We start from the raw sequence: 23,260 nt of genomic DNA, 5'->3' as shown, positions 1-23,260 counted from the left end.
GTAGGGCAGCCTTCAGTAAGGAAACTCGAAATCCGTCGGGTTGCGCAGGGCCTTGAGCTGCTCGCGCCTGTCGAAGAAGGTGTGGAAGAATTTCACATCATTGCCCAGCATGTTACCCATCTGGACGTAATTGACCGAATCCTTGGCGGCCTTGCCGCTCTGCTGGCGGTGCACGCAGGAGACCTCGCCGCAATAGAGGACCTCGAACCCCGCGAGGCACAGATCCAGGTCGTGGGCAATGTCGTCCATCTGGGTGGGAGAGTAGCGCAGGTCAAAGGTCGGGCAGGCCTCCAGGGCGGCGCGGCGGAACACGTGGCAACACCCCATGACGCTGGCCGTGGTGCGGGTGAAATCGTACACGTGGGAGTCGTGCGTGTCGGCCTGCTTGTCCAGGCTGATGCGGATCATGTCGTGTCTGGCCAGGGACACGTTGCGGTACAGGTATTGGATGGTCGGCGGGGAATCGGGGTTGAGAATCTTGCAGCCGGCCACGCCTGCCCGGGGGTGTGCCTCCAGAGCCGTCACCAGGCCGGTCAGCCAGTCTTTGCCGGGGAGCACATCGTCATCCAGAAAGGCCACATAGTCCGCCTGCCGGGAGCGGGGCAGGGCGACAAGCCAGTTGCGGGCCGCGGGCGCGCCAATGTTCACCGGCAGTTCGATGAGTTCCAGGGCCGCGCCAAAGTGCGCCTCCCGCAGGGCCAACACCCGGGCCTTGGAGTCGTCTGTGCAGCCGTTGAGCAGCACCTGCACGCGGGCGCCGCCGATGTCCGTGTCCGCCAGGGCGCGAAGCGTTTCCTCCAGCAGGTCGGCCTTGTTCCAGCTGTACAGGTTGATCACGATGTCGCGCGTTTCCAGCAGGGTGGCATTGGGGTGCAAGGGCGAGCGCAGGGCCGCCAGGCGATGCCGCAGAGGGTGCTGCAGGGGGTCACACTGCAGGGAGGCCTCGTACATGGACACGGCGTCTGAGGTGCGACCAAGCGCGACCAGGCTGGACGCCGCGGCGTTGCGGCACTGGGTCAGGCGCCAGGGGGCGGGGGTGCGTTCCCAGGTCTCCAGAGCCTGGGCATGGTTGCCCATGCGGGAATGAAAGCGGGTCAGCTGGGCCAGCCAGAGGCCCTCCCCCGGGGGTGGGCATTGGAATGCCGCCAACCAGTCCGGCTGGCAGTGCCCAAGCTTTTCCTCGACCTCCAGCAACTGCACGGCAACCCAAAGGTGCCCTGGCTTGGCCCGCAGCAATTCCACCAGCATGCGTTGGGCTGCTTCATGGCGATGCGTCACCAACAGCCGTTCCAGACGGTCACGGAGGGTCTCGCCCGGATCAAACTGTCGGGCCAGGGCGGCCTGCCTTTCTGTGACAGGCGAGGGGCGCAGCTGGTGCATCAGCTGCGCGGCGTCCTTGTCCAATGGCCGTTGTTGGAAATAGATGTTCGTCGCGTACCACAGCGCCGCCATGGCCTGGGGAACGGTGGTGAGGGCCTGATCCGCAGCAAGCCTGTTCAGATACGAAGAGGCAGCGGAGCCATCAAGCAGGAAATTGCCGAGATGGTTCTTGAAATGCTCCAACACCTCTTGCAGGGACAGGGGCGCCAACTCCTTGGCCAACCCTCTTTCACCGTAGCGATAGGCAGGGGGATGCATGCGTGCTCCTTGATGTCATGCGAGAACCGCGGGCGTTGCGGGTGAGCCAGCAGCGGTGCGACGGCCAAAGCATCACAACCGTCGCTTCCACTCCTCCTTCAGCGCAATCTGACCGGCCAGGGCCTGATCCAGGCGGGCCAGGGTGGCTGCTTTGTCCCGCGGCAGGCGCAGGGTCATGGGCAGGTGGTTTGAGGCGTGATTGGCCAGGAAAAGCCCGCGTTCCATGTGGGTGTGGGTCAGCAATTCCCGAAGCTCGGCCAGAAGCCCCGGGGCATCCGGCAAGGTGAACTCGCCACGCTGGGCGGCGGCATGCAGGGGCGTGCCGGGGATGAGCATCAGGGAGAGGGCTGCGGCCTGATCCGGCTGCAGGGCCGTCAGGGCCTCGCCGGTGCGCCGGGCATGCTCCATGGAGCCGGCAACGCCGCCCAACCCCAGCAACACGGTGACGTTCAGCTTCATGCCGGCGGCCATCAATCGTTGCGCCTGGGTCACCTGCGTGGCCGAGTCCACCCCCTTGTGCACGGCGGTCAGAACGGCATCGTCACCGCTTTCCAGGCCCAGATAGCACAGAGCCAGGCCGGCCTCGCGCAGTTGGCGCAATTCGTCGTCGGTCTTTCGCTGGACGTTGCGGGCTGCGGCATAGGTGGCAATGCGCACCACCCAGGGCAGCTTTTCGCGAATCATGTCCAAAAGATGCAGGAGTTTGTTCTGAGAGAGGCACAGGGCGTCGCCATCGCAAAGAAACACCCGGCGGATGCGCCGGCAATGGCGGGAAGCCCAGTCCAGATCGGCCTGGATGCGCTCCCAGGGTTTGACGCGGAAGGGCTTGCCCAGGTAGGCCCCGCAAAAGGTGCAGGCATTGTGCGTGCAGCCCAGGGTGACCTGGAGCAGGATGGAATCGGCCTCGCCCGGGGGCCGGATGACGGAACCTTGCAAATCCATGGGGGTGCGCTCCTGTGTCGGCCACTCTAGCCGGTGCGGGCCACGGACGGCAAGGGGCATCGCAAGATCTTCCAAGACGTGAACCTCTCCCGGGGATATGGTGCAGGAAATTCCGGATCTTTTTTGAAGGAGATGCAACATGCCAACAATGTTGAACCATCACGGAGAATGCCTGGACTGCGGCGTGGTGGAAACCGCGGAAGCCCGGACGCAGAGCGCCTCCATCCCCTGGAACCCACATCCGGCCTTTGCCGGCGTGTGGATGAAACACCTGATTTGCGGCGCAGACACAACCGGCCGGCTCTCCTGCCATCTGATCCGGGTGGAGCCGGGCTGCTGCCTGGAGTCGCATGTGCACGATGCCCAGCTGGAAGTGCACGAGGTGGTGAGCGGCAGCGCGACAGCCGAGGCTGGCGGCAAGACCATGGCCTATGCACCGGGGGTGATGGCCGTCATTCCCCAGCAGATGCCGCATCTGGTGCGAGCCGGCGAGGACGGGCTGTGGATGCGCGCGACCTTCGCGCCGGCGCTGCGGTGAAGAAGCCGCGCCTCCTGCGTGTGCCCGTCACAGGCAAGGATTTGCCGGCGGGTGTGGAACTGGTGCTGGCCCGGAATGTGGTGGCCCGGGTCCAGCCCCACGTGCACGACGGCTGGTGCCTGGGGCTGGTGGATGCCGGCCTGCGGGTGATCACCACGCGGGCTTCCTCCTGTCTGATAGCGCCTGGGGAGATGTTTGTGATCCCGCCCGGAGAGCGCCACCAGTGCTCAAGCCCCGGACCGCTCGGGTATCGGGTCCTGCGGGTGCCTGCGGCTTTGCTGGAGGCTCTGGCCGGCGGCGTGCCGCAGTTCCCGACCGTGCGATTGGTGGATCCAGTCCTGGCAGCCCGTTTCCGCCGCCTGCCCGGCCAACTGCTCCGCCTGCAGGACAGGGACGAGCGCCTCAACGCGCTCTCGGCCGTGTTGGTCGCGCTGTTGCGCCACGCGGCCTTTTCCGCCGGGGCCTCCGCCGGCCCTGTTTTCGGGCCTGGGTCGGCCAGGCTGGCCAGGGCCGAAGCCTTGCTGCGCGCGCATTGCGCCAAGTCCCTGCCCCTGGGGACCGTGGCCCGGGAGGCAGGGCTCTCGCCGGGACATTTCCAGCGGGTGTTTCAACAAGCCACTGGGCTATCGCCACTTAAATATCAGCAACGTGAACGCGTCCGCCGGGCCTGTGCGTTGCTGGAGACCGGTCACACACTCGCCGAAGCCGCCCTGGCCGTGGGCTGCTGCGACCAAAGCCACCTCTGCCGTCTGTTTCGGGCCTGCCTGGGGCTGTCGCCGACCTCCTGGCGTGGCCGCTAACGCTGGCCTGCATCTTGTTCAAAGAAGAACACGTCCGCCGCGTGCGTTGACTCCCTGGCCATCATACAGTATGTGCCACATACCTATCTTATCCAGTCAGGAACACCCTCCGTCAGGCTGTTTGGCCAACACGTTAACATAATTCAGGATGATGCACATGGAGACATTGCGCACCCTGCCGGGCGACGACGTTCGACAGATCATGTGGCGATTTGCCGACCGCTTTGAACTGCAAATGCTGGTGCAGTCCACCCGCACGGTGGCCAGAACAGTGGTCGCCCGCCTTGTGGCCGACGGCCAACGCAACACCCACGATTGGACCGAGGAAAAAGCCTCCCTGCTCACGGCCATGGACGACGCCGGCGTGACCGCGCTTTTCCTGGATCCCAAATACGGCGGCTACATTGATGGCCCCAAGAACATGGCCATGAGCCTGGCCGCCTTTGAGCTGGCCTGGGTCGATGGCGGCGCAGCCACCTGCGCCCTGGCCTCGGACCTGGCTCTGGCCCCGATCAACGAAAAGGGCACGGAAGAGCAGAAGGACTTCGTCTTCCCCAACATCTGCCCGCCCCAGCCCGGCGAGGACCGCAAAACCTGGCGCGGCGCCTTCGCGCTCACCGAGCCCCTGCCCTATGTGGGCGTGGACACTGGCGTGCTGGTGGGCAAGGTCCGCGTGGCCGAGTGGGAAGAAGGCCAGGAGCCCATGCTCCAGGTGGACAAGCGCGGCCGCTTCATCACCAACATGGAGTTCGCCAACTTCGTCACCGCCGCCGTGGCCAGCGACGACCCACGCATCAAGACCTCCTGCATCATCCTCCTGCTCAAGGAGGATGAAGGCTCCTGGGATGCCGGCGCGCCCACCAAAAAGCTTGTCCATCAGCTCTCCGCCACCAACGATCCCGTGCTGAGCGTCAAGGTGCCGGCCAGCCGGATCATTGGCGGCTACACCGTGAAGGACGGCGTGATCGTCCCCAACGTCTCCCACTCCGACGCCATCGCCTCGGTCTTCACCCGGACCCGCATCCCCGTGGGCGTGATGACCTCGGCCAAGCTGCTGTCGGCCGTGGAACCGGTCATCCGCTACCAGCGCCAGCGGTTCCGCGGCGGCGAGGCGGCCCAGCCCGGCTCCCCCCGCTACGAACTGGGCCTGCAGATGAACGAGGACCCCTGCCATCGTCTGGTGGACGTCTGGGCCACGGGCGAGGCTGGCGCCTCCCTGGGCTTCGGCACCTCCCGCATCTGCGACCGCTTTGACCTGCTGGAAAAGGAAAAGGAACAGATCCTCCACAGCCAGGGCATTTCCGGCACCCGCGCCGAAATGAAGGCCCTCAAGGCCGTGCAGGACAAGGCCCTGGCCTACCTGGCCGAGCAGGGCAAGGACGGTGGCGATGCTGCAATCATCGCCGAGGGCGACGCCGACACCCTGGTGCAGTACCTGATCCATCAGGCCCTCACCGGCGTGCTCATCCCCTCCTGCAAGCTCTGGAATACCGGCTTCGGCGCGACGATGATGCGCGAGGCCGTGTCCCTCATGGGCGGCTATGGCATTACCGAAGACTGCCCCGGCTTCCTGGGCATGAAGTGGATGGACGCCCAGCTGGAAGCCACCTATGAAGGCCCCGAGTCCGTGCAGCGCCGGCAGCTGACCGCCACCATGGACCAGCCCGTGTTCCAGGCCATCCTGCGCAACTGGATCAGCGAGCTCAAGGCCCTTGCCACCACCCGCCCGGCCGCCTGCCCGGTCACGGGCGCAAGCGCGCTGGCCGCGGCCATGGAACTGTGGCAATGGGCCCTGGACTACCTGGCCAAGGCCAAGGACCCGCAGGGCAAGCCGCTCTTCCACGCCAAGCGCCAGGGCGTGTCCTTCGCCATGGGCGATGCCGTGGCCTGGCTCGCCTCTGCCTATTGCCAGCTGCAGGACGTGCTGGAGCTGGAGGCCAAGGGCCCCGAGAATCCCGTGGTGGCCGACGGCCTGGAAGGCACGGTGCAGTTCTTCATGGATCTCTTCACCGTCCACGCCGCCCGCGCTGCCGGGGAAGTCTCCCGCATTGTGGCCGAGCTGGTGGTGGGCTATGCCCAGCCCGAGGGCGATGCCACCGCCCTCCCCGAGTGGGAAACCTTCTGCAACCTGCGCTGCGCCGTGGAAGCCCGGCTGGCCGGTTGCCGTCTGGCCAAGGATCGCGCCGCCCAGGCCGTGACCCAGGTTATGATTCCCGAAGCCCTGGATTACCCGCAGTAACGCGCATTGCCGCAGCCCGCAGAACGCACCGTCCACCGGCGGCGTTCTGCGGGCTGATCCCTGAACCTTCGGGCGCGGGGGATCCCCGGCCCGGTCTGTCTTTTACAGGATCAACCTGACATGACGACGGAAATCGAACGCCAGTCCATGGATGTGGATATCGTCTGCGTCGGCTTCGGGCCGGCCACGGCCGGGTTTCTCACCACCCTGACCCGCGGGCTGGTGGACGAAAACGGGATGCCCGTGGCCGAATCCACGGCCATGCCCGGCATGCCGCCCCAGGTGATCTGCTACGAACGGGCCGACGACGTCGCCTTCGGCGTCTCCGGCGTGGTGAGCAAGGCCGAAGCCATCAAGACCTCCTTCCCGGAGCAGGATTTCAGCGAAATCCCCAACGCTCATCCCGTGACCGAAGAAAAGGTCGTCTGGATGTTCGATCCGCAGGCCACGAAAGGCGCCAAGGGCCCCTCGCGTCGCTCCAGACTGCTTTCCCTGGCCGAAAAGGGCATGAAGCTGGCCCTCAAGGAGCAGGACAACGCCGTGGAACTGCCCTATATTCCGCCGTTCCTCAACAAGCACGATGGGTTGGTGCTTTCCATCGGCCAGTTTTGCCAGTGGGCCGGGGCCAATGTGATGGGCTCCGGGCTGGCCCAGGTCTGGCCGGGCATGCCCGTGCAGCAGGCCTTGCTGGAAAACGGCAAGGTGGTGGGCGTGCGTCTGGCCGACCAGGGCGTGGACAAGGCCGGCAACCCCGACGCCGGCTTCATGCCCGGTATGGACATCAAGGCCCGGCTGACCGTGGTCGGCGATGGCCCCGTGGGCGCGGTGGGCCGCCAGCTGGATCAGACCCTCGGCCTGCCCGACGGCCGCCACCAGCGCGACTGGGCCGTGGGCATGAAGATGGTCGTGGAGCTGCCGGCGGACTGCCCCCTCAAGGCCGGCTGCGTCCTGCACACCCTGGGCTATCCTGAGCCTGAGATTTTCGGCTTCCTGTACGTCTATCCCAATAATACCGCCTCCCTGGGTATTTTTGTGCCGTCCTGGTTCGATTCGCCGGTCCGCACGGCGTATCGCTACCTCCAGCACTGGATGCTGCACCCGTACATCCAGAAAATCATCAAGGGCGGCAAGCTGTTGAGCTGGGGCGCCAAGTCCATTCAAGAGGCCGGCAAGCAGGGCGAGCCGCATCTGGTGGGTGACGGCTTTGCCCGCATTGGCGAGGGCTCCGGCTCCACCAACTGCCTGACCAACTCCGGCGTGGACGAGGCCTGGGCCACGGGCGTGCTGCTCGGCGAGGCCGTGCTGGAGTTGATGAAGGAAAACAAGCCCTTCACCAAGGAAAATCTGGACGCGACCTATGTGGCCCGCCGCCGCAACTCCTGGGTGGAAACCGGCGCCCTGCGCGCCGCCCACGCCCGCGACGGCTTCCAGAATTCCCTGGTCCAGGGGCTGCTTGGCGTGGGCATGGCCGGCATGACCAACGGCAAGTGGAACTGGCCGGCCAAGTCCCGGACTCCGCAGTCCCGCATTCCCACGGTGGAGGCGTATTACAAGGGCCGTATCGACGCCGCGGAAATCGAGGCTATCCGCAAGGAATGCAAGGCCAAGGGCCTCTCCCTGCACGATGCCCTCATGGACCGCGCCGGCTGGCCGGAAATTCCCCTGGACGGCGAGCTGTTCATTTCCCACCAGGACGCATTGCTCCTGGGCGGCAAGGTCCAGGCCCCGGCCGGCTATGCCGACCATGTCCGCTTCGCCTCACCAGAGCTTTGCCGCCAGTGCCGCGAACAGGTCTGCATCGAAGCCTGCTCCGGCCAGGCCATCACCACCAACCCCGAAGACGGCCCACCGCTGTTCGACCGCGAAAAGTGCGTGCATTGCGGGGCTTGTCTGTGGAATTGTTCCAAGAACCATCCGCAACATCCCGAGCGGACCAACGTTGAGTTTCTGGCCGGCGCCGGCGGATTGCATTCCGCCGATAACTGATCGATTTGTCATGAGATTCGCCGGCAAGGCGTGTTGAAGGAGAACCTATGAGTCAGCCATATCATATCGTCGTCTGCGGCAGCATCGTCCCCGACCCGCTGCAGACCCTGGAGCCGGCCCTCGGCCCGGCCGGCTGGGGCCTGAAGAACGAACTGCAGCTGCCCGCCGTGCTGGACCCCTGGGTCGGCCACGCCCTGTTCGAGGCCGCCAACCTGGCCAAGCAGGTGCCGGGCAGCAAGGTCACCCTGGTCAGCCTGGGCCCCAAGGCCAAGCTGCAGCAGGTGATGATGCAGGTGGCCCAGAAGGCACCCTTTGAGCTGGTGGTGCGCGACGCCCCGGCCGGCGGCTTTGTCGATGCGGCGGAAGTGGCCACCGTCCTGGCCGAGGCCGTGAATTCCATCCCAGGCCTGGACAAGAGCCGCCTGCTGCTCTTCGGCGGCTGGCAGTCCGCCTCCCGCGGTGCGGGCGCCACACTGCAGATCCTCGGCGAGCTTCTGGGCATCACCGAACAGTTCCAGGGTGTGGATCTTTGCCAGGTGCAGGGCGATCACCTGCTGATCAAGGAACGCATCGAGGGCGGCAGCTATCTGGTCAGCGAGCTGGCCAACCCACCGGCCGTGCTCGGCTGGGCCACGGGCTCCCTGCCCGAACCCCCGAACAACCCCCAGGTGGGCATGCAGAACATGCGCCTGGTGATGCCGGCCCTGCAAAAGGCCCAGCCAGCCAAGGTGGGTGCGGAAGGCGTGACTTATGCGTCCGTGGAGCTGCCCAAGCAGCGCCGGGACACCCGCATCGTCAAGGACGTGCCCGTGGACGAGATTGCCCGGGAAATCGCGGACTGGATTCGCAGTTAAGGAGCCGTCATGGATACGATTCTGCTGTTGCTCGCCCCGGAACTGGACGGCGCGTTGGGCAAGAACTCCCTGGAGGCCGTGACGGCCACCGCCGACCTGGCCAAGGCGCTGGGCACGACCTTCAAGGTCGGCCTCTTTGGACAGGCCACCCAGCCCCTGGCCGACCAGCTGGCCGGCTGCGGTGCGGAAGGATTTCTGGCCGTGACGGACGATACCCTGGCCCAGCCTCGCTACGCCTCGGACGCCGCCGCCGCCGCCGCGCTGATCGCCGCTGCAGGCTGCACCGTGGTTCTGGCACCGGCCACCTCGCGGCTTTCACGCATCCTCCCCGGCGTGGCCCAGCGGGCCGGCGGCCGGGTGGATACCTTTGCCACGGAAATTGCTGCTGAAAATGGCGCACCCTTGATCACCCGCTGGTACTACCGCCAGCGCATGGCCGCCAGGCAGAGCCGGGTCCAGCGGCCCTGGTGCATCAGTCTGGCCGGCGGCATTGCCGCGCCCTATGCCGACGCGCCCGGCGCGGCTGGCGCGGCCACGGTGACGGCCGTTTCCTTCAGCGCTCCGGCCTCGGCCACCCGCACCGTGGGTGTGGACGCCCCGGCCGCCGACGCCCAGACCATCCGCCCCGACGCGCAGATCCTCTTCGTCACCGGCGCAGGCTGGACCAAAAAGCAGGCCGGCGGCACCACCCGTCTGGAAGATGCGGGATCCATCATCCTGGGATTCCTGGATAAGACCCAGGCTTCCCTGGGCAGCACCAAGTCCCTGGTGGACATGGGCGGCGAGGGCCACGGCGTGCTGCCCTTCCTGACCCACATGCACCAGGTGGGCCAGACCGGGGCCACCCCCCGCCACAAGAAGGGCCTGGCCACCTGCTGCCACGGCGAAGAGCCCCACGTGGTCGGCTGGCGCTTCATCACCGAACGTCGCGCCGTGAACCTGGACGCCTCCTGTGGCTGGGCTCAGGGCAAGGCCGACGTTCTTTACGTGGCCGACGCCTTTGCGGTCATGGAAAAGGTCAACGCCCTGCTGAGCGAATAAGCCGCAACGCCAAGCAAGTGCTCTTCGGGGGAACGTCGTTTTGCGGAACGATGTTCCCCTGCTTCATTTTCAGAGACATTCCTTGCCCAGGGGAGGAGGGGTCTTGTATTTCCGGTACAGGGCTCGGAACTGGTGGTAGCTCAGGCCCAGCAGACGGGCGGCCTCCCCCTGACGATGGCCTGCCGCGGCCAGCGCCGTGGTCAGGGCCTCCTGCTCCAGCCGGGCAATTTCATCCTGGAGAGAAAGAGGCAGACGGAGCAGGGGCGCCTGGGGCGCAGGTGACGCGGTATCCTCAGGCCTCGGCGAGGTGTCCGGCGCGAAGCACGGTTCCTGCGGGCGCCAGGGCGAGGCAAAGGGGTCCAGGTCGAGCAGGGCAATCTCGTCGCCATCGTCCACCCGGGCCACGGCCCGTTCCACCACGTTTTTCAGTTCCCGCACATTGCCCGGCCAGGGGTGCTCGGCCAGCTGCCGCAGGGCATAGGCGGAAAAGCGCGGCGGATCCGCCCGGCCCAGCTCCACGGCCATCTTGCGGGCAAAATGTTCGGCCAGCAGCAGGGCGTCCTCGCCCCGCGCACGCAGGGGCGGCAGGGTGATCACTTCAAAGGCCAGCCGGTCCAGCAGGTCCGGGGCAAATGTACCCCGCGCCGCCAGCGCCGGCAAATCCCGATTGGACGCCGCCACCAGCCGGACATCCACCCGGATGGACTGCATCCCGCCAACCCGCTCGAATTCCATGCTTTCCACCACCCGGAGCAGCTTGATCTGCACGGGCATGGGGATGTGCGCTATTTCGTCCAGAAACAGCGTGCCACCGTCGGCCAGCTCGAAGCGCCCCTTGCGACGGGACACGGCCCCGGTGAACGCGCCGGCTTCGTGGCCAAAGAGTTCGCTCTCCAGCACGCCGGGGTTCAGGGCCGCGCAGTGCAGTGTGATGAACGGCCCCTGCCAACGCGGGGAGAGATAGTGCAGCCGGGCGGCGGCCAGTTCCTTGCCGGTGCCGCGCTCGCCGGCCAGAAGCACGGGCCGTTCAATGCGCGCGGCCTGGGCCAGGCGTTCGTGGGCTTCCAGAAAGGCTTCGCTGCGGCCAAGGGCCTCGGTGGATGCTGCAGGCATGGTGACTCCGATTTGGCGACAGTAACCGAAAATCGGTAAAATTCACCTTAATATTGTGATAGTTTGAAAAATAAGTAAGCCATTCCAAGATGTTGATATCTGGCATGGTCTCTGCTTTAAGTTGGATGTTCGCCACTCCCCTCAACTTCAGGAGGACGCCATGAGCATCTTCACCCGCTTCAAGGATATTGTCAGCGCCAACATGAACGCCATGCTGGACAAGGCCGAAGACCCCGAAAAAATGATCAAACTGATGATCCGCGAGATGGAGGAAACCCTCGTGGAGCTCAAGAGCGCCTGCGCCGGCGCCATGGCCGACGCCAAGCGCGTGACCCGCGAAATGGACGTGGCCCGCGAAAAGGAAGCCCTCTGGGACGGCCGCGCCGCCCTGGCCGTGGAACGAGGCCGCGACGATCTGGCCCGCGAGGCCCTGAACGAGAAGCTGTATTACAGCGAAAAGCTCGCCGGCCTGGAGGAAGAAACCGTCCGCTTTGCGGCGCTTATCGAGCAGTCCCAGCAGGACATTGCCGTGCTCGAAGAAAAGTTGCAGAACGCCAAGGAGAAGAAGCGCATCCTGGTGCAGCGCCACATCCGCGCCGACGTTTCCCGCCGCGCCCGCCAGGACGTGCGCCGCGCCGCCAGTGAGGAAGCCATGGCCCGGTTTGAGGACTTCGAGCGCCGCATTGAGCGCATGGAGGCCGAGGCGGACATGGTCCTGCCCCCCAAGCGGCGCGACCTGGAGCATGAATTCGCCAATCTGGAAGGCACGCATGATGTCGAAGCGCAGCTCCAGGCCCTCAAGGACCGCGTGGCCGGCGGGAAGTAGGCCGTGTATCACCACTTCATGGGAGGCCCCCCTATGGGACTGGTCATGGGATTCTGGCTCGTGCTGGTGCCCGCGCTGGTCATCGCCGCCGGCATCTGGCTGTTCATCCGCCTGTTTGGCAATGGCAAACGCCAGGGCGGCGATGACGAGGCCCGCATCATCCAGGAATGCTACGAACGCCTGAGCCAGATGGAACGCCGGGTGGAATCCCTGGAGACCCTGCTTCTGGACGCGGCCGAGTCGCGCCGGCGACGGGAAGACAGGGACTGATCGGCAGCGTCGGCAAGCAATGGCAACCGTACGGACGGGGGGAACCGTGTTCCCCCGCGCCCCCTCCGGCACACTGCAGCCGGGGGCAGGGGAGCACATTCCCCTGATGATTCTGTATCCTACAAGGAGGCGTCGCCATGGCGTTCACCAATCCAAACCATATCTACCGCGCCCGGGATGGCCGCGTGGCCGGCGTGCTTCTGGGGCTGGCCCGGCATTACGGGCTCAAGGTCCGCTGGCTGCGGCTGCTGGTGATCCTGCTGGCCGTGTTCACCGGCTTCTGGCCCGTGCTGGGACTCTACGTGATTGCGGCGCTGATCATGAAGCTGGAACCCGTGCTGCCCACCGAGGATGAAGGCGCGCGGGAGTTTTACGAGTCTTACGCCAGCTCCCGCCAGGGCGGGGCGCATCGTCTGAAAGACAAGTTCGACAACCTCGACCGCCGCATCCGCCGCATGGAAGACACCGTCACCAGTAAGGAATATGACTGGGACCGCAGATTTGCCAGCGGCAAGTAAGGATCAGGCAGGCAGGCCGTAGGCCAGCCAGAGGGCCGCTGCCAGACAGACCAGACAGGCGAGCCAGAGGGGACGCGCGGCGTTCCGGCTGGCTCGTGTCGTTTCCCAGCGCCAGGCCTCGTCGCGGTCCAGATCTCGGGCCGCGATGGCCAGGGTCTGCGTCCAGGTGCGCAGAGCCAGGGCGCGCAGGAGGGTCTGCAGGAAGAGCAGGGTCTGGCGACGGCGGGAAAGCGGCAATTGCCGGCAGCGCAGGGCCAGACGGAGGCGACCGGCGGTTTCCCAGATCAGCGGGACAAAGTGGAGCATCAGCGCCAGGGCCAGGGCCGGCTCCCAGGCCCGGCGACCCAGCACGGGCCGCAACGCCCAGGCCGCGGCCCGGCACAGGGCCGGCGGAGAGACCAGCGCCGTCAAGGCTACGCCAATGCTCACCAGGGCCGCCAGCCTGAGACCAAGCTCCCCGGCAGTGGCCAGCATGGCCGGGGCGTATCTCCAGTCCGCCTCCCACAGCAACAATCCCAGCTTCACGGCGCTCCACAGCACCACAAATCCCAGCCCGCTGCGCAGCAGGCCGGCATTAAAGCCAGCCCGCCGCGGGGCATAAAAAATCAGCCCCAGAAAAAACACCAGGTGACAGGCCGCGCCGGGCAGGCTGGTCTGCCAGGTCAGGATGCCCAGCGCCAGGCAAAGCAGGGCGATGGGGCGGGGGTCCGGAGAGCGAAGCAGGGCGGGCGTGGCCATGGCCTGATTGTACGGTGAGTCGAACCACGCGGCAAGCCCGCTCACCTGCATGCACATCCCTGCAGACAAGCGTCCCGCCATGGGGTAAGGGAAAAGAGCCGCCTGTTCCGGGCAGTGCGGCCGCGACTTCTTTCCCGCAGCCTGAGGACGATCCGCAATGCATGCTTCCCCTTCGTCGCCGGTGTCGGTGACGTTCCTCTCCGCCGAAGCCCTGCAACACTATCTGGCCACCCATCGTGAAGGCAGCTACGAGCTGGTGGATGTTCGCCAGCCCGTGGAGTATGGGCACGGCCACATCCCCGGCGCCCACCTTATGCCTCTGCCAGAGCTGGCCGCCGCCCTGGAAACCGGCGGCGCGTTGCCTTTTGCCCAGGACAAGGCCGTGATTTTCTATTGCCACTCTGGCAACCGTTCCCGCGTGGCCGCTCGCAAGGCCGTGGAATCCGGCCGGTTTGCCGCGCCGGTCCATTCGCTGGATGGTGGCATGCTGGCCTGGACCGGACTGGCTCTGGATGGTGCGCCCCGTCTGGCGGCCATCCCCCTGCACGGGGATTTGAAAACCATGCTCCTGGCCGCCCTGGACATGGAAAAGGCCGCCCTGACACTCTACAACACATTGGAAGCCAGGGCTGCCGAGGCCGGTTTTTGCGATGGCGATCCGCTCCCCCGGCAGCTGGTGGACATGGAGCAGGCCCACGCCCGGCAGGTGTACGCCGTGCTGAGCCGGTATTGGGAGCCGGGAAAGCCGGGAACAGCGCCAGACTTTGAGACGCTCTTCAAAAAAGCCGGGGGCGAGGTGCTCGAAGGCGGCCGCCGCCTGGAGGAGCTCGGTCCCTGGGTGGCCGCGGCCATGGCCCACGAGGACGGCTGCCTGGGCGTGGCCGAGCTGGGGCTGGAGGTGGAATACGCCGCCTACGACCTGTACCGCGCCGTGGCTCGTCAGGCGAAGCAGTTGCCGAATCTTTCCGGCGAAGAGGCGGCGGCCATGGAAGCCATCTTTCTGGATCTGGCCCAGCAGGAGAAGCAACACGCCCGCTTCCTGCTCGAAAAACTGGAACATCTGGCCGGAAAATGAGTCTCCTGCAAGTGCATCTTGCCCGCTGCGGCAGCTATGTGGACCCAGCCCTGCCAGCCACGGTGTCGGGTCTGCTGCAGGCTGCCGGCTGCACGCCGCCGCCGGGCACCAGGGTGTTGGTCAAACCCAACCTCATCAGTGCCGCGGATGCCGGTCTGGCCGCCACACACCCGGCCGTGGTCCGGGCCATCTGTCTGCACCTGCTGGAATGCGGGTGCCGCGTGCAGGTGGGGGATTCGCCGGCGTTTGGAACCGGGCACATCGTGGCGCGCAAGGTCGGTCTTTTGGCCGCCCTGCGGGGCCTGCCCGTGCGGCTGGTGGAACTGAACCGTCCCTGCGCGCAGGATCTTTCGTTCGGAGAGCACATCGGCGTCTCGGCCGTGGCCCTGGAGCAGGACCTGCTCGTCAATGCGCCAAAGTGCAAGGTGCACCTGCAGATGCGGTTGTCTTTGGCGGTCAAGAACTGTTTCGGCTGCGTGGTGGGCATGCGCAAGCCCCTGGCCCACGCCCGCTATGGCGAGCAGGGCAACCGCTTCGAAGCCATGCTGCTGGACATCCTGGCCGCCCTGCCGCCCATGGTCAGTCTGCTGGATGGCATCACGGCCATGCATGTCCGCGGCCCCATGGGCGGGCAGGCCTATGCCCTGGGGCTCCTGGGCGCGTCGTCCTGCGCCGTGGCCCTGGATACGGCCGTGTCCACCCTGTTGGGCGTGGGGCCGGAGCAGTCGGCCATCTGGCAGGAATCCCTGCGCCGTGGCCTGCCCGGCGCGCGGCTGGAGCAGATCGAGTTTCCCGCCCTTGCGCCGCAGGACTTTGACGCCGCAGGCTTCAAGGTGCCCGGCGTCCTGCGTCCCGTGACCTTCAACCCCATGCAACTGGCCCGCGGCGCCTGCAAGCGATTGCTGGCGCGTCTGGGCTGAACGCGCTACACACCGCCCATGAATTCCTTGCAACGCTCGCTTCTGGATTGGTTCGCCGTCCATCAACGTCCCTTGCCCTGGCGCGGGGACTATGCCCCCTGGCACGTGCTGGTGGCCGAGATCATGGGCCAGCAGACCCAGCTGGACCGGGTCGCCGCCCGCCTGCCGCTCTTTTTGGAGCGCTTCCCCACCCCCGCGGCCCTGGCTGAGGCGTCGGAGGAGGAAGTCCTCAAGGCCTGGGAAGGACTCGGCTATTACGCCCGGGCCCGCAACCTCCAGACAGCAGCCAAGGCCCTGGTGGAACGCCACGGCGGTGAGATTCCCGAGGATCTGGACGCCGTCCGCGCCCTGCCCGGCGTGGGCCGCTACACTGCTGGCGCGCTCCTGAGCCAGGCCTTCAACCGTCCTGCGCCCATCGTGGATGCCAACGTGGCCCGGCTCTTCGCCCGACTGTTCGACCTGGACGAGCCCATCGCCGCGCGCGAGACGCAGGCCTTTCTTTGGGAAACGGCCACCTCCATCATTCCCCCCGGTCATGCGCGCGACTTCAATCAGGCGCTCATGGAGCTGGGCGCGCTGGTCTGTGGTAAAAATCCGCGCTGCTCGGCCTGTCCCATCACCGCCCACTGCGAGGCGCACCGCCTGAACATTGTGGAAGAGCGGCCCGTGCCGGCCCGCGCCAAGGCGATCATCCCCCTGGAAGTGGCTACGGGGGTCCTGATGCATGGGAACCGCTTTTTCATCCAAAAACGCCTGCCACACGGGGCCTGGGCCGGACTCTGGGAGTTTCCGGGGGGCCGCATTGAACCCGGCGAAACCCCGCACCAGGCCGTAGTGCGCGAACTCCAGGAAGAAACCGGCTACCCCGCCACGGTGACGGACAAGATCGCCCTGATCCGCCACGGCTACACCACCTACAAGGTGGCCCTGCATTGTTTTGCCTGCAGACTGGACCTCGCGCCCGACACCGAAGATATCCCCGCCCCCCACCTCACCGCCGCCCAGGACGCCCGCTGGGTGACTCTGCGAGACCTGGCCCACTACGCCTTCCCTGCCGGCCACCGCAAGCTGATTGATCTGATGGAGCGGGACTTGCGGTTTGCGTGAAGTTCCCCCTCCTACAAAGATATTCGTGCATCTCCTCCCCCCCACCGGAGGGGGGCCGGGGGAACTCAGTTCCCCCGGTTTTTCTCTTCTCTTTTCTTTCTTCTCCCCCCTACAGCTCCCCGCGCGCCAGCAGCTCCAGCGTGTCCTTATCCTTTAGGGTAATGGTCCGGCCGTCCACGAGGATGAGGTCTTTGTCCTGCATATCCCGCAGGGCCCGGGAGAGGGTTTCGGGGAGCGCGCCAAGGTAGGCGGCAAGGTGGCTTTTGGGCATGTCCAGGCTGAACGTATCCTTGTGATGCGAGTCCGCCAGGACGAGGAAGTGCCCGGCCAGGCGGCTGGGGAGCTCTTTGAGGCTCAGGTCTTCGATTTTCTTGACAAAGAACTTCAGCCTTTCCGAGAGCAGAGCCAGCATCTGCATGGCCAGGTCCGGGTCGTCCTTGAGGGCGTTCACAAAACCCAGGCGGGGGTAGAAGAGCACGCGGCTGGGCTCCAGGGCCTGGGCCGTGGCCGGAAAGCGCATTTCCTTGAACACAGCCACCTCGCCGAAGGCCTCGCCCGGGCCAAAGACGTGCAGCACATGCTCCTTGCCCGAGGGCACGGCGCGAAAAATGCGCACTTTGCCAGTGGCCACGCTGTAAAAGCCCTTGGCCTCCTCGCCGGTGGAGAAAATGATCTGCCCCTTGTCCACAGTGCGGGAGGTGGCAATGTTTGCCAGCCGTTCCAGCTGCTTGGGGGCGAGTCCCTGAAAGATGGATGCGTGGCCGACCTCGCGCATGAGTTCCATGAAACCAATCCTTTCCAATATGTAATGTTCAATGTGCCTGTTTTGACATTGCTGAGGAAGAAAAAACCACGGTTTTTGATATGTATCAAGGCATGGATTCGTCGCGGGGGTTAGAAGTGTCGCATGAACGACAACACGCCGCAATGCGCAGCGCCCCCTCATCGAGCTCAGACCGGAAACCAGGGGGGCGGAAAAGGCGCACACGCGGCACAAGGAGGAGACCTCATGTTTTGCTACCAGTGCGAACAGACGAACCGAGGCCAAGCCTGCACCACCATGGGTATTTGCGGGAAAAAGGCCGATGTGGCCGCCTTGCAGGACCTGACCATCTATGCGCTCAAGGGATTGGCCCAGGTAGCGCGTGTGGGTCGCGAAGCCGGCGTGGTGGACCCGACCGTGGGGCCGTTCATGGTGGCCGCCACCTTCTCCACCTTGACCAACGTCAGCTTTGATCCGCAGCAGTTCCAGGCCCGGCTGGGCGAACTGGTGGCCAAGCGCGAGGCCCTCAAAGCTGCCATCAAGGCCAAAAATCCCGGCGCGGTGTTCCCGGCCGGTCCGGCAGACTTCCAGCCCGCCGCCACCCTTGAAGAACTGGTCCAGCAGGGCGAGGCTCAGAACATCCCCGACCATCGCGACCCCGATCCGGACATCGAATCCCTCAAGCAGACCTGCATCTACGGCGTCAAGGGTGTGGCCGCCTATGCCGACCATGCCTATATCCTGGGGCAACAGGATGATGCGGTCTACGCCTATGTGGAAAAGGCCCTGGCCGAATCCCTGACCACAGACAAGGACCTGGGCTACTGGGTGAACATGGCCATGGAATGCGGCCAGACCAACCTGAAGGCCATGGAGCTCCTGGACGCCGCCAACACCGGGACCTACGGGCACCCCACCCCCGTGAGCGTGCCCCTGGGCCACCGCAAGAACAAGTGCATCCTCGTCTCCGGCCATGACCTGCACGACCTCTACAACCTGCTCAAGGCCACCGAAGGCAAGGGCATCGATATCTATACCCACGGTGAGATGCTGCCTTGCCACGGGTATCCCAAGCTGAAGGAATTCAAGCATTTTTACGGACATTACGGCACGGCCTGGCAGAACCAGCAGCGCGAATTCGCCGAGTTCCCCGGCGCCATTCTGATGACCACCAACTGCATCCAGAAGCCTGCCGCGTCCTACATGGATCACATCTTCACCACCGGCCTGGTGGGCTGGCCCGGCGCCACGCACGTGCCCAATGGCGACTTCTCTGCGGTGATCGAAAAGGCCCTGGCCATGCCCGGCTTTACCGATGATCAGGACAAGGGCGCGGTGCTGACCGGCTTTGCCCGCAATGCCGTCCTGGGCGTGGCCGACAAGGTCATCGACGCCGTGAAGTCCGGCGCCATCAAGCACTTCTTCCTGGTGGCCGGCTGCGACGGCGCCAAGCCTGGCCGCAACTACTACACGGAATTTGTGGAAAAACTGCCCCAGGATACCGTGGTGCTGACCCTGGCCTGCGGCAAGTTCCGCTTCTTTGACAAGCAGCTGGGCGATATTGGCGGCATTCCCCGTCTGCTGGACGTGGGCCAGTGCAACGACGCCTACTCGGCCATTCAGATTGCCGTGGCCCTGGCTGGCGCCTTCAACTGCGGGGTGAACGATCTGCCGCTGTCCATGGTCCTCTCCTGGTACGAGCAGAAGGCCGTGGCCATCCTGCTGACCCTGCTCTCCCTGGGCATCAAGAACATCCGCCTTGGGCCCAGCCTGCCGGCCTTCCTGACCCCCAACGTGCTGAACTTCCTGGTCCAGCAGTTCAACATCATGCCCATCTCCACCCCGGACGAAGACATCAAGGCCATCCTCGGCTCCGCGGCGTAGTGGGGGAGTAAGAAAAACAAAAGGGAAGGGCGGGGGAACTGAGTTCCCCCGCGTCCCTTCCCATTGGCAAATCCCTTTGGGGCAGGTTCGCCTGCTTCAAAGGGATTTGTGCGTGCAGCCTGGGAGTGGACGGCGCAAGAAACGACAAACCCCCCGCAGGACACGAGGGGTTTGTCGAGGTGGGAGTGGGGTGGTGAGCGTGACGGCAGGGGGAATTGCCGTCCAGGGTTGAAAAGAGAACTAGACTACAGAACCTTGCCGGGACATTGCCGGCAGATTACCGATTTGTAGCCTGTGGGCACACCGCAGGCTGTTCGCGAAAAATTGGAAAAAATACACGCCAAATCAGGGAGTAGCAAAAATTGACAATTAATATGTCAAATTGACAATTAAGCTGTCAAATGAGAAAGTCCGGGTGTGGCCGCTTGCCTTGCAACCAATAGGAGGAATGCATGGACGCCCACCCTTCATCCCCTTCATCCCCTTCATCCCCGTCATCGCAGTCACCGTATCCCGGCGATTCGCCAGGGGTACGTTTCATGCCGCCGGCGATGTTTTACGCCATGCTCCTGGCCGGGGCGGCGTTGCAATGGCTGTGGCCACAGAACGTGCCCTTGCTGCCGCGAGCCTGGCAGCTGGGGTTGGGCGGGGCACTGGGCGGGGCAGGGTGTGCCTTCATGATGGTGGCCCATCGTCAGTTCAAGCTACTGGGCACCAACGTTCGCACGGACCGTCCGGCCTGTCGGCTCGTGGCTGAGGGGGCCTACGCGCTGAGCCGTAACCCCATGTACGTTGGGGGGGTAGGCCTGTTCCTGGGCCTGGCGCTGGTGGCGGGCAGCCTGTGGCTTCTGGTGGCAGGCGTCCCCCTGGGGATCTATCTGGCCTGTCGCGTGGTTCCCAGGGAGGAGGCTTACATGACGCGCGCATTTGGTGCGGCGTATGCCCATTATCGCCAACAGGTTCGGAGGTGGCTGTAGCATGCCGGCTGCTGGCAGGGACGCTTCCGCCGGGGAGGCGTTGCACGGGCTGTTCATGGAGGTGTTCGCCCTGCGGGATGCCCTGGCCGCGGTGATGGACTGGGCGCATTCCCAGTCCGGGCTGAGCAGCGCCCAGCATCGGGTGCTGCACGTGCTGGAAGGGGAGGGCAAGGCCACCGTCCCGGACGTGGCTTTCAGGCTGGGGGTCACACGGCAGCATGTCCAGCTTGTCTGCAATGAGCTGCTGGAAAAAGGGTTCGTGATTCGTCACGACAATCCCCGCCACAGGCGATCCAGCTTGTTTGCGGTGAGCGAGGCCGGCCGGCAGGGGCTGCTCGCCTCCCGCGACGCCGAGTTCGCGCTGATAGAGGGCGTTGCCCCTGGCACGGACTGCGCGAGGGTGGCCGCGGCCACAGCCTTGTTGCGGGAGCTTCGGCAAGGGGCGGAGCGCATGTCCGGGCACACTTCAGGCGCATGAAATGCCGGCATTGGCGTTGACGCGCTGCCCGGAGCGTGCTAGAGGCTCTTTGCACTTGTGAAGGATTGCACGTGGACGGCAGTGGGCCGCCAGGACAGGACGGCAGTGGGCCGCAAGCCAGGCGATGGGAAGGATGGCCGAACAAGACGCACGCTCCCGGAGCGCAGCCGGGGCGGAAAAGGCCCCCTCGGAGAGCCCGGCCAAGGGCAGTGGTCTGATGCAGGCTGTGTCCGGAGTCAGTTCCAACGCCGGGCTGCTTGGGTTGCACATGGTCAGTTCCACGGCGGTGGGGTTGGCCATGGGGTGGTTCCTGGACAAGTGGCTGGGCACCAAGCCGTGGTTGATGATTGTGTTCCTCGGCATGGGCATCGTGGAGGGTTTCCGCAATATGTGGAAGGAAGCCCAGCGGATACGCCGGCACGAAGACGCTGTGCAGGTCGCTCGCGAGAGTGGCGAGGCCCCGCCGGAAGCCCCAGGCGAGCGCAAACTGGTCTTTTTCAAGAAAGCGCATTTTGTGAACACCTACGCATCGCCCACGCGGACAACGGCGGACGTGGCTGATACCGCGGGTGAACACAGGAACGCAGACGCGCCGGTTGTGGAGGAGAAAACCCATCCGGCAGGTGAAAAAAATGACGAAGTGCTTGACGAAGAGGCCCTTCGACAGGCACTGATTCGCGAGTTGGAAGAAGCCAAAGGCGACCCAGAGGTGGCCCAGGCCCTCCGCACCCTGCTCCGGCAGGCCGAAGAAGACGCCAACAGCGCGAATAAGTTGACGATGCAGACTATGGCGGATGTTTTGAACGCAGCCGCGTCAGAAGGCGCGGACAAAGGCGGGCAGGCCGCATCTGCGGCGGATGGCAAGGGCGCCGGCGCTGCAGGCCCGCGCAAGGCGAAACCGGACGAGGAATCATGAGCCGCACTTCCACCCTGGAGACTCTGCTGCAACCCTGGCGTGCCATACGGCACGGCATCGAGTCTTCCCTGTACCACAAAGGGGTCCGCAACGCCTCGGTGCGCACGCTGCTCACGCGGCAGTGCCTCCTGGCGGTGATTGCCCTGGTCGTGGGGGTGGCAGGCGGGTACTTCCATCCCTGGCTGTTGCACTTTGCCATCGGGGTGGGGATCGTCACGGCCAACTTTTATTTTCTGGCCACTTCCCTGGCCCGCCGGCTTGAGGCAGGCGCGCGGGGGCCGCTGGTGGCCTCGATGATTTTTCGCTTTTACGGCAGGCTGATCCTCACCGGGGTTCTGCTCGCTATTTTGCTTGTTTTTGGACAAATCTCCCTGGCGGCCCTTTTGGCGGGGCTTTCCACTGTGGTCGCCACCATCCTCATCTGGGGCGTGGAATCTTATCTCGCGCAACACTCGAAGGAGGCGTAAATGGCCGGCGGATTGCCACATCCGGTATTGTTCGCGAATCTCACGGGCGTTAACGACGCGCTTTCCCATGCCTTGGGCGTCAAGAGCGCGGTGCACATTTTCTACACGTGGGTGGCCATGGCCATCCTCTTCGGCATCGCCCTGGTGTTGCGTGGCAAGCTGAAGATGGTCCCCAGCGGGCTGCAAAACGTGATGGAGACGGTGGTCGGCGGGTTGGAGAACTTCGTCGTCGAAAACGTGGGGGAAGACGGTCGCAAAGTCTTCGGGCCGCTGTGCGTTATCTTCGTGTTCATCCTGGTGCAGAATCTGCTTGGTCTTGTGCCCGGTTGCGACGCTCCCACGGCCAACGTGAACACCAACGCCGCCATGGCGCTGACCGTGTTCATCTATTACAACGCCATCGGCATCATGCGCTGGGGTCCTGGCTACATCAAGCACTTCATGGGTCCCATGCCGGTCATGGCTCCCTTCATGCTCATCCTGGAAGCCATCTCCCACATCGCCCGCCCTGTTTCGCTCACGCTTCGTCTTTTCGGCAACATCCGCGGTGAGGAAGTTGCCATGCTGCTGATGTTTATCCTGGCACCCATTGCCGGCACCATTCCGATCTTCTTCCTCTTCTTGCTCGGCAAGGTGCTGCAGGCGTTCATCTTCTTCATGCTGACCATGATCTACCTCAAGGGCTCGCTGGAACACGCCCACTAGGTCGGGTCTTTACAATCGGGGAAATGGTCTTACGACCGACACACTATACTGTTCAAGGAGCTGTCAAATGCGCAAGTCTCTCATGATCGTGCTGAACACCCTGGCCATGCTCTCCCTGGCTGCCGTTGCCTTCGCCGCTGATGGTGGCGTGAAGCTGGACGCCCCTGCCCTGGGTCTGACCCTGTTCGCCGCCGGCATCGGCATGGCCATCGCCGCCGCTGGCTGCGGTATCGGTCAGGGCATGGGCCTCAAGGCCGCTCTGGAAGGCACCGCCCGCAACCCTGACGCCGGCGGCAAGATCATGACCTCCCTGATCCTCGGCCTGGCCTTCGTGGAATCCCTGGCCATTTACGCCCTGGTCATCAACATCCTGCTGATCATGGCCAACCCCTACGTCTAAGTCGTTACGCGACCTGGGAGGCCGCGGATTCATCCCCGGCCTCCCTTTTTCCCCTCACGATTGTT

24 protein-coding genes are annotated in these 23,260 nt (G+C 65.0%); 19 read left to right on the top strand and 5 right to left on the bottom strand.

What is annotated here, in order from left to right; all coding sequences use genetic code 11:
* Positions 1-12: 12 nt before the first annotated feature.
* Together ACYQ00_RS04405 and ACYQ00_RS04400 are read right to left on the bottom strand one after the other, a co-directional pair.
* Complete coding sequence (locus ACYQ00_RS04405) at positions 13-1,638, bottom strand: glycosyltransferase (protein WP_460030957.1); 1,626 nt, start codon at positions 1,636-1,638, stop codon at positions 13-15.
* Positions 1,639-1,710: 72 nt separating this feature from the next.
* Positions 1,711-2,580: a radical SAM protein gene (locus ACYQ00_RS04400; protein ID WP_460030956.1), complete on the bottom strand. Its 870-nt coding sequence runs from the start codon at positions 2,578-2,580 to the stop codon at positions 1,711-1,713.
* Between the two features lie 139 nt (positions 2,581-2,719).
* Between ACYQ00_RS04400 and ACYQ00_RS04395 the strand changes: the two genes are divergently transcribed.
* The 6 genes from ACYQ00_RS04395 to ACYQ00_RS04370 all read left to right on the top strand — a co-directional run bounded on the left by ACYQ00_RS04395 (position 2,720) and on the right by ACYQ00_RS04370 (position 10,038).
* Complete coding sequence (locus ACYQ00_RS04395) at positions 2,720-3,118, top strand: cupin domain-containing protein (RefSeq protein WP_460030955.1); 399 nt, start codon at positions 2,720-2,722, stop codon at positions 3,116-3,118.
* Positions 3,082-3,918: an AraC family ligand binding domain-containing protein gene (locus ACYQ00_RS04390; RefSeq protein WP_460030954.1), complete on the top strand. Its 837-nt coding sequence runs from the start codon at positions 3,082-3,084 to the stop codon at positions 3,916-3,918. Before ACYQ00_RS04395 ends, ACYQ00_RS04390 begins: the two co-directional genes overlap by 37 nt.
* Positions 3,919-4,075: 157 nt before the next feature.
* On the top strand, positions 4,076-6,157 hold the full coding sequence (locus ACYQ00_RS04385) for an acyl-CoA dehydrogenase family protein (protein WP_460030953.1): 2,082 nt from the start codon (positions 4,076-4,078) through the stop codon (positions 6,155-6,157).
* Between the two features lie 120 nt (positions 6,158-6,277).
* Positions 6,278-8,143 carry an NAD(P)/FAD-dependent oxidoreductase gene (locus ACYQ00_RS04380; protein WP_460030952.1) on the top strand — a complete coding sequence of 622 codons (1,866 nt, stop codon included), beginning with the start codon at positions 6,278-6,280 and terminating at the stop codon, positions 8,141-8,143.
* A gap of 47 nt (positions 8,144-8,190) precedes the next feature.
* Entirely contained in the window at positions 8,191-8,997 is an 807-nt protein-coding gene (locus tag ACYQ00_RS04375) for an electron transfer flavoprotein subunit beta/FixA family protein (protein WP_460030951.1), read from the top strand.
* A gap of 9 nt (positions 8,998-9,006) precedes the next feature.
* A complete protein-coding gene (locus ACYQ00_RS04370; RefSeq protein WP_460030950.1) occupies positions 9,007-10,038 on the top strand; it encodes an electron transfer flavoprotein subunit alpha in 1,032 nt (343 codons plus the stop codon).
* A 69-nt stretch (positions 10,039-10,107) separates the two neighbouring features.
* On the opposite strand, the gene pspF is transcribed toward ACYQ00_RS04370, so the two are convergent.
* On the bottom strand, positions 10,108-11,151 hold the full coding sequence (pspF, locus tag ACYQ00_RS04365; RefSeq protein ID WP_460030949.1) for a phage shock protein operon transcriptional activator: 1,044 nt from the start codon (positions 11,149-11,151) through the stop codon (positions 10,108-10,110).
* A 160-nt stretch (positions 11,152-11,311) separates the two neighbouring features.
* Here pspF and pspA point away from each other — a divergent pair, with 160 nt between their 5' ends.
* The 3 genes from pspA to ACYQ00_RS04350 all read left to right on the top strand — a co-directional run bounded on the left by pspA (position 11,312) and on the right by ACYQ00_RS04350 (position 12,765).
* Positions 11,312-11,977: a phage shock protein PspA gene (gene pspA, locus ACYQ00_RS04360; protein ID WP_460030948.1), complete on the top strand. Its 666-nt coding sequence runs from the start codon at positions 11,312-11,314 to the stop codon at positions 11,975-11,977.
* Between the two features lie 33 nt (positions 11,978-12,010).
* On the top strand, positions 12,011-12,247 hold the full coding sequence (locus ACYQ00_RS04355; RefSeq protein ID WP_460030947.1) for an envelope stress response membrane protein PspB: 237 nt from the start codon (positions 12,011-12,013) through the stop codon (positions 12,245-12,247).
* Between the two features lie 137 nt (positions 12,248-12,384).
* Positions 12,385-12,765, top strand: coding sequence for a PspC domain-containing protein (locus tag ACYQ00_RS04350; RefSeq protein WP_460030946.1), 381 nt, complete (start codon positions 12,385-12,387; stop codon positions 12,763-12,765).
* A gap of 3 nt (positions 12,766-12,768) precedes the next feature.
* Here the strand turns inward: ACYQ00_RS04350 and ACYQ00_RS04345 are convergent, their stop codons facing one another.
* Entirely contained in the window at positions 12,769-13,572 is an 804-nt protein-coding gene (locus ACYQ00_RS04345) for an energy-coupling factor transporter transmembrane component T family protein (RefSeq protein ID WP_460030945.1), read from the bottom strand.
* 88 nt (positions 13,573-13,660) lie between these two features.
* Between ACYQ00_RS04345 and ACYQ00_RS04340 the strand changes: the two genes are divergently transcribed.
* The 3 genes from ACYQ00_RS04340 to ACYQ00_RS04330 are packed head-to-tail and all read left to right on the top strand — an operon-like array spanning position 13,661 to position 16,605.
* Positions 13,661-14,578: a rhodanese-like domain-containing protein gene (locus ACYQ00_RS04340; protein ID WP_460030944.1), complete on the top strand. Its 918-nt coding sequence runs from the start codon at positions 13,661-13,663 to the stop codon at positions 14,576-14,578.
* Positions 14,575-15,498, top strand: coding sequence for a DUF362 domain-containing protein (locus ACYQ00_RS04335; RefSeq protein ID WP_460030943.1), 924 nt, complete (start codon positions 14,575-14,577; stop codon positions 15,496-15,498). Before ACYQ00_RS04340 ends, ACYQ00_RS04335 begins: the two co-directional genes overlap by 4 nt.
* An 18-nt stretch (positions 15,499-15,516) precedes the next feature.
* A complete protein-coding gene (locus ACYQ00_RS04330) occupies positions 15,517-16,605 on the top strand; it encodes an A/G-specific adenine glycosylase (RefSeq protein WP_460030942.1) in 1,089 nt (362 codons plus the stop codon).
* Between the two features lie 109 nt (positions 16,606-16,714).
* Here the strand turns inward: ACYQ00_RS04330 and ACYQ00_RS04325 are convergent, their stop codons facing one another.
* Entirely contained in the window at positions 16,715-17,389 is a 675-nt protein-coding gene (locus ACYQ00_RS04325; RefSeq protein WP_460030941.1) for a Crp/Fnr family transcriptional regulator, read from the bottom strand.
* Positions 17,390-17,614: 225 nt separating this feature from the next.
* Here ACYQ00_RS04325 and hcp point away from each other — a divergent pair, with 225 nt between their 5' ends.
* The 7 genes from hcp (at position 17,615) to atpE (ending at position 23,195) form a co-directional block, all read left to right on the top strand.
* Positions 17,615-19,252, top strand: a complete 1,638-nt coding sequence (hcp, locus tag ACYQ00_RS04320; protein ID WP_460030940.1) for a hydroxylamine reductase — start codon at positions 17,615-17,617, stop codon at positions 19,250-19,252.
* A 539-nt stretch (positions 19,253-19,791) separates the two neighbouring features.
* Complete coding sequence (locus tag ACYQ00_RS04315; protein WP_460030939.1) at positions 19,792-20,229, top strand: methyltransferase family protein; 438 nt, start codon at positions 19,792-19,794, stop codon at positions 20,227-20,229.
* Between the two features lies 1 nt (position 20,230).
* Positions 20,231-20,707 carry a MarR family winged helix-turn-helix transcriptional regulator gene (locus ACYQ00_RS04310; protein WP_460030938.1) on the top strand — a complete coding sequence of 159 codons (477 nt, stop codon included), beginning with the start codon at positions 20,231-20,233 and terminating at the stop codon, positions 20,705-20,707.
* 133 nt (positions 20,708-20,840) lie between these two features.
* Positions 20,841-21,623: an AtpZ/AtpI family protein gene (locus tag ACYQ00_RS04305; RefSeq protein ID WP_460030937.1), complete on the top strand. Its 783-nt coding sequence runs from the start codon at positions 20,841-20,843 to the stop codon at positions 21,621-21,623.
* Positions 21,620-22,090, top strand: a complete 471-nt coding sequence (locus tag ACYQ00_RS04300) for an ATP synthase subunit I (RefSeq protein ID WP_460030936.1) — start codon at positions 21,620-21,622, stop codon at positions 22,088-22,090. The genes ACYQ00_RS04305 and ACYQ00_RS04300 overlap by 4 nt, the downstream gene beginning before the upstream one ends.
* Complete coding sequence (gene atpB / locus ACYQ00_RS04295; protein ID WP_460030935.1) at positions 22,091-22,795, top strand: F0F1 ATP synthase subunit A; 705 nt, start codon at positions 22,091-22,093, stop codon at positions 22,793-22,795.
* 67 nt (positions 22,796-22,862) lie between these two features.
* Positions 22,863-23,195: an ATP synthase F0 subunit C gene (atpE, locus tag ACYQ00_RS04290; protein WP_021760157.1), complete on the top strand. Its 333-nt coding sequence runs from the start codon at positions 22,863-22,865 to the stop codon at positions 23,193-23,195.
* Positions 23,196-23,260: the final 65 nt, after the last annotated feature.

This window comes from Megalodesulfovibrio paquesii (genome assembly GCF_054653055.1).
Note: the sequence above shows the minus strand (reverse complement) of the source record. Positions and strands in the feature narration are given on the sequence as shown.